At 69.1% G+C, this 6,217-nt stretch carries 5 protein-coding genes and 1 pseudogene; 1 reads left to right on the top strand and 5 read right to left on the bottom strand.

The annotated features are described in order from the left end of the window. Together B4L26_RS16105 and hpf are read right to left on the bottom strand one after the other, a co-directional pair. A pseudogene (locus B4L26_RS16105) lies at positions 1-626 on the bottom strand (preprotein translocase subunit SecA); the annotation flags it as partial. A gap of 127 nt (positions 627-753) precedes the next feature. Next, positions 754-1,500 carry a ribosome hibernation-promoting factor, HPF/YfiA family gene (gene hpf, locus B4L26_RS16100; RefSeq protein WP_290720389.1) on the bottom strand — a complete coding sequence of 249 codons (747 nt, stop codon included), beginning with the start codon at positions 1,498-1,500 and terminating at the stop codon, positions 754-756. Positions 1,501-1,688: 188 nt separating this feature from the next. Between hpf and B4L26_RS16095 the strand changes: the two genes are divergently transcribed. Beyond that, positions 1,689-2,387, top strand: coding sequence for a ComF family protein (locus B4L26_RS16095; RefSeq protein WP_290720387.1), 699 nt, complete (start codon positions 1,689-1,691; stop codon positions 2,385-2,387). A gap of 4 nt (positions 2,388-2,391) precedes the next feature. Here the strand turns inward: B4L26_RS16095 and B4L26_RS16090 are convergent, their stop codons facing one another. The 3 genes from B4L26_RS16090 to B4L26_RS16080 form a co-directional block, all read right to left on the bottom strand. Then, positions 2,392-4,161: an LpqB family beta-propeller domain-containing protein gene (locus B4L26_RS16090; protein WP_290720385.1), complete on the bottom strand. Its 1,770-nt coding sequence runs from the start codon at positions 4,159-4,161 to the stop codon at positions 2,392-2,394. Further along, entirely contained in the window at positions 4,158-5,825 is a 1,668-nt protein-coding gene (mtrB, locus tag B4L26_RS16085) for an MtrAB system histidine kinase MtrB (RefSeq protein WP_409563413.1), read from the bottom strand. The genes B4L26_RS16090 and mtrB overlap by 4 nt, the downstream gene beginning before the upstream one ends. Beyond that, positions 5,822-6,217, bottom strand: a 396-nt coding sequence (locus B4L26_RS16080) for a response regulator transcription factor (protein WP_290720383.1), incomplete at its 5' end; no start/stop codon positions are given. The genes mtrB and B4L26_RS16080, both read right to left, overlap by 4 nt.

The following is a 6,217-nucleotide window of genomic DNA, read 5'->3' as shown; positions in this document are numbered from 1 at the left end:
TCGACCTCGTCGACGATGGCGTAGGCATGGCCGCGCTGGACCTGCTGCTCGAGGGCGTGCGCCATGTTGTCGCGCAGGTAGTCGAAGCCGAACTCGTTGTTGGTGCCGTAGGTGATGTCAGCCTGGTAGGCCCGCTGGCGGACCTCCGGCGACGACATCGCCGACAAGATCACGTCGGTTTCCAGACCCAGGAAGCGGTGGACACGCCCCATCCACTCGGAGTCGCGCTTAGCCAGGTAGTCGTTGACGGTCACGACGTGCACGCCCTTACCGGTCAACGCGTTGAGATACGCCGGGAGCACACAGGTCAGGGTCTTGCCCTCACCGGTCTTCATCTCGGCGATGTTGCCGAAGTGCAACGCGGCGCCGCCCATGATCTGAACGTGGAAGTGCTTCTGATCCAGCACGCGCCACGCTGCCTCGCGGGCCACCGCAAACGCCTCGGGCAGCAACTCGTCGAGCGTCTCGCCGTCGGCCAGCCGCTCCTTGAACTCTCCGGTCTTCGCGCGCAGTTCGTCGTCGGTGAGCGCGGCGGTCTCGTCCTCGAGGGCTTCGACGTGGCCGGCAATGACGTCGAGGCGCTTGACCATCCGGCCTTCGCCGACGCGGAGGAGCTTGTTCAGCACTGGCAATCCCTTGTGTTAACCGTGAGTGTTCCGCCCGATGTCAGTCCCCACGAGGGGCGCTGACATCGGGCCCTCTGACATGGTACGGAACGCTCACGCACAGTGCCGCAGCACGTCCTCCGGCGGGTCAGGTCAGGCGCAGCAACCCGTAGTCGAACGCGTGGCGGCGATAGACCACCGACGGTCGGTCCGTCTCCTTGTCGTGGAAGAGGAAGAAGTCGTGTCCGACGAGTTCCATCTCGTACAGGGCGTCGTCGACGGTCATCGGCACCGCCGAGTGCTCTTTGACGCGGACGACCTGGCCGGGCTCGTGGTCGTCGACCGCGTAGTGGTCGACATCCGCGTCGGCGACCGTACCCGCGACGCTGTTAACAGAGGCCACCCCGTTCGCGGTGGCCTCGGCGACCGACGTCGGAGTGCGCAGGCCGTAGTGGATCTCGCGGCGCGTCTTCGCCCGGCGCAGCCGCGACTCCATCTTGTCCAGGGTCAGTTCGAGCGCCGCGTAGAAGTTCTCGCCACCGGCCTGCGCCCGCACCACCGGGCCGCGGCCCGTCGCGGTGATCTCGACCTGCTGGCACGCCTTGGACTGGCGGCGGTTGCGCTCGTGGAAGAGCTGCACGTCGAACCGGTAGATCGACGGGTCCAGCCGCTCGAGTCGGGCCAGCTTGTCCCGCACGTAGACGCGGTAATGATCGGGGATCTCGACGTTTCGTCCGGAGAAGTTGACCGCGGCTTCGGGTTCGGCCGGCTCTGCTGAGACCACCGTGCCCGGAGGGCGGGTGAAGGCTGCCTCAGCATCGAACGGATGCTCCGCCTCGCGCGATCGGTTGACCTTCGACTCGCGGTGGCCCTTGCGGTGAATGACGGACGACATACAACTTCCTCCTAGTGGCGGAACGGAAAAACCATGCCGGCCGGCGACCGGCACCCAGTGGCAGCGGCGTCACCTCCCCGAAGAACTTTGACATCGACCGTAGTCGCCTCCGCACGTCGCTGCCAGGTTTTACCTCCACGGGGCGAGTCGAACGTGATGTGATTGGCCCGACGGGGCGGGGGCCGCAGGTGGGGGAATCGAATCGGTTCACACCCGGCGTCCTATTGGGGGCGCTGGTCGACCTCGTGCTGCCCGTAGTCTGCGGTGGCTGTGGCCGCCCCGGTGCGCAGTGGTGCACCCGCTGCGCAGCAGTGGTGGCCGACGTCCCGCGGGCGGTGACACCGCGCGTGAATGCCGGCGTCCCGGTGTGGGCGCAAGGCCCCTACCGGGACCCACTGCGGGGCGCGATTGTCGGCGTCAAGGAGCACGGACGACGCGACCTCGTCGAACCGCTCGGCAGCAGCCTTGCGAGAGTCCTGGTGACGCTGGCGCGTTGGGGCGAGGTACCCGACGCCCGGCGGTTGGTCCTCATTCCCGCACCCACGCGCACAGCTGCTGCCCGACGTCGGGGCGGCGACCCGGTCGAGGCCTATTGCCGCGCAGCAGCACGATGCATGGGCCCCGACGTCGCAGTCGCCCCGGTCTTGCGGACCGCCGGATGGGTGAGGGACTCAACCGGCTTGGGCGCCGGGGCACGCCACGCCAACCTGCGCGGAGCAATCACCGCGCGCACCGAGGAGGCACCGGCGTTGACCGGTCCCGGCGCCGCGGTCGTGCTCGTGGACGACGTGATCACCACCGGAGCCACCGTCGCCGAATCCGTGCGGGTGTTGGCTGCGGCAGGAATCCAGGTCGATCTCGTCGTCGTGCTCGCCGCCGCGGACTAGCCGGTCACGGCAGCACCGGGATCATGTCTGCTCCCCTGGCGGCCGACACGTCGACCCAGGTCTGGTCCCGGGTGGACGTACTGGTCGACAATGTGAGCACACCACGGCTGTCGCCCACGTACGTCGACGACAGGTTGGCCGCCACGGCATGGACCGGCGGTGCGAGGTTGCCCGAGACCAACCCAGCCGCCGACAGGCCCGACACCGGCACCTGGGTCACCGGCGTCTCGGTGACATCGCGTGCGATAACCAGCGTCGTCGGCGACGCCCAGTCCAGCGCCACTGCCCGGTTGCCGATGTTGTAGGCCGCAAACCTGGGATAGGCGAGCTCGACCTGCCCGTCGTCGCGGTCCACTATCACCGCGAACAGCACCTGTCCGCCGACGATCAGTGCCACTCGGACCCCATCGGGCGAGACCTGCAGATCACTGATCGGCCCTTGCGCCACTGCGGCGAGCGCCGCAGTGTCCACCACCGAAGTGTGCAATCCGCCTTCGCCCATCGACCACCGCGTCGGGCGCCCATCGAGCACGGCCCACACGTCGTTGCCTGCCCCGAACGACGGACGGGTGATGGAAGCGCCCGTGGCCAGCGGCTGCACGGCGCCGCCGTAAAGGCCGGTTACCAGTTGGGGGCGAGCACCCCCGGGAGGCGCCGGTTGCGCCGGCGCGCCCGCGGTGGGACGCGGACCACGCACTGCGGCGATTCGGGTGCGGTCACTGCTCACGCTCGCCGACCGCACCTGGTCGCCGTCGTTGAGGTTCCCCGCAATCGGGACGAGCCGTCCGTCGACCACGTTGTGATAGCGGCCGTTGCTGATGACGTCGAGCGCATCGACCGAACTCGACGACGCCGTCGGCGAGTGCCGCTGCACGTCGGCGACGGCGATCCCGTCGGGGCGGTCCGGCAGCAGTGGCTCGCCGTCGAGGGTGATCGCATACGGCGCTGGCGCGTCGACGCTGTTCAGCGTCCAGACGAGCTGGGCCGCGATCAGCGAGCGGACCTCCGGGGCCGGCGATCCGGCCCGCCGCAGATCGATCCGGACGCCGCCGCCCTCGCGGACGGCCACAGTGCCGAGCTGGGTACCGGTCGGGATGGCCGAAGCCGTGGACCGCGCCAAGTCGAGGCTGGGACCGGCGAGCAACCGTGCCACCACCGACCCCGGCCCGGTCTGGCCGATGTAGAACCACCTCGGGTCGCCGATGAGCCTCGACTGGCTCTGATCGGTGAAATACAGGGTGACGAGGCGGTACGTCGCCTCGAATTGGGTCCGGTCGATCAACACCCCTGGCGGCAGCGGGCCGTCGATGCGCCAACCGACGTTGCTGCGGGCGAGCTTGATGGTGCTCTCCACGCGCCCCGTCGCGGGGAGGAGTTGCCCGTTGACCTTCAGCGACGCCGTGTTGTCGCCAACCACCCGCACAGTCGCGGTCGTGTCGGTGCGCGAATCCAGCAGGACGTTGACGTTGCTCACCACTGCGGAATCACCGCGGTCGTCCCACCGCGCGGCGTTCTCCGGCGTGAGGAATGCGCGAGCGGACGTATGCGCCGCAGTGGGATCGGCGGTCGCCTTGAGGAAGGCGTACACCAGCGCCTCGGGGTCCATCGTCGCGTTCGGCTTGGGCAGCGGCTTGGTGTCGGGGCGGCGTTCGAAGGTCTTCAGAGGCTGTGGAGACGAGTCGGTGGGGATCGCGACGCACCCCGACGCGACAACGGCGACCGCTGCCAGCAGCACCACCAGTGCGGCGCGGACCGGGCCCACGGGCGGCCTCACCGCTTCGCCCCCGCCGGGCCAGCACCGCTCGCGGTATCGGTCGGGCGCAACGGCAGAGGGCTACCGAGCACCTTGTGGCCCCGTATGAGTGGCAGGGTCAGACGGAAGTTGGCGCCCTTGCCCGGTTCACCCCACGCCTCCAGCCGGCCGGAGTGCAGATTCGCGTCCTCGACGCTGATCGCCAACCCGAGGCCGGTGCCACCGGAGCGGCGGTGTCGCGAGGGGTCAGAGCGCCAGAACCGGTTGAACACCAGCTTCTCCTCCCCGGGGCGCAATCCGACGCCGCGGTCGCGCACAGTAACCGCCACAGCGTCCCCGTCAGTCCGCATCGTGAGGGTGACGGGGCGTTGCTCGGAATGGTCGATCGCGTTGGCCAACAGGTTGCGCAGGATCCGCTCGACGCGTCGCGGGTCGATCTCGGCCACGACAGGCGTCTCGGGGAGGTCGACGATGAGCTCGGTGCCGGTGTCGTCGGCGAGGTGGCGAACCGTGGCCAGCGCCGCCTCGATGGGGATGGACATGGGCATCTGCTCAGCGGCCAGCTCGGCCATACCGGCGTCGTGCCGGGAGATCTCGAGCAACTCGGTGAGGAGCGTCTCGAAGCGGTCGAGTTCCTTGTCGAGGAGTTCCACCGACCGCTTGCGAACGGGGTCGAGTTCGTCGCGACCCTCATACAGCAGATCCGAGGCCATCCGCACCGTCGTCAGCGGCGTGCGCAGTTCGTGCGAGACATCGGAGGTGAACTGCCGTTGCAGCCCGCCGAACTCCTCGAGGTGGGCGATCTGGCGCTGCAGGCTCTCGGCCATGTCGTTGAACGCGACCGCCAACCGCGCCATGTCGTCCTCGCCGCGCACCGGCATGCGCTCGGACAGCCGGCCACTGGCGAACCGGACGGCGACGCGGGCCGCGGATCGCACCGGGAGCACGACCTGCCGGGAGACGAGCCAGGCGATCGCGGCGAGGAGGCCCAGGAGCACGATGCCGCTACCGAGCAGCGTGCGGAACACGAGGTTGACGGTGGCCTGCTCGGAGGTCAGCGGGAACACCAGGTACAGCTCGAGGCCGGGGATCGCCGCGTTCGTCGGTGTTCCGACGAGGAGTGCCGCGGCCCTCGCGCCGCCCGTCGTCTCCACCGTCGAATACTGGTAGGCGACTTGACCGCTCTGCACCATCGACCGCAGGTTCGGCGGTATCGCCGCGACCGGGCCGACGCCGAGTTCGGCGGCACCGCTGCCCGGGCCGCGCACCAGCAGGACCGTGTCGAACGCGCCAACTGCACGTGCGCCGGCCCCGGACTCCCCGGTATCCCGCTCGGTGAGCAGTGCCCGCGTCTGGCGCAGCCGGGTGATGACGGGTGTAGACGGGTCCGGGCTAGCCAGGTCGCGCTCTACGACAGCGCGCGCGCGGTCGATCTCCTCGCCGGCGGCCGCCAGCTTCGCGTCGAGCAGGCTGTTGGTGATCTGAGTCATCAGCACGAAGCCCAGGACCACGAGGACGACCAGCGACAACGCCAGGGTCGATGCGACCACACGCAACTGCAGGGAGCGACGCCAGACACCGCCGAAAAGATTGCCAAACCGGGTCAGCGAACGGCGTACCCGTGCGGTCGCGCTATTGGGGTGGCGCGGTCGGAGAGTTCGTGCCCGGCCGCTCCGGTCACTCACGGCGGCCCGGCTTTGTAGCCGACACCCCTCACGGTCAGGACGATCTCCGGGTTCTCCGGATCCGTCTCCACCTTGGCACGCAGACGCTGCACATGGACGTTGACCAGGCGTGTGTCAGCCGGGTGCCGGTAGCCCCAGACCTGCTCCAACAGCACGTCGCGGGTGAACACCTGGCGGGGTTTGCGGGCCAGCGCCACGAGCAGGTCGAACTCGAGCGGGGTCAGCGAGATCGGCACACCATCCCGGGTCACCTTGTGCGCCGGGACGTCGATCTCCACCGGGCCGATGGACAACATCTCGGCGGGCTCGTCGTCGGTCCGGCGCAGACGGGCACGGATGCGGGCGACGAGTTCCTTCGGCTTGAACGGCTTGACCATGTAGTCGTCGGCGCC

The sequence above is a fragment of the Gordonia sp. UBA7599 genome, from assembly GCA_002477755.1.
In the GTDB taxonomy this organism is placed as follows: Bacteria; Actinomycetota; Actinomycetes; order Mycobacteriales; family Mycobacteriaceae; genus Gordonia.
Note: the sequence above shows the minus strand (reverse complement) of the source record. Positions and strands in the feature narration are given on the sequence as shown.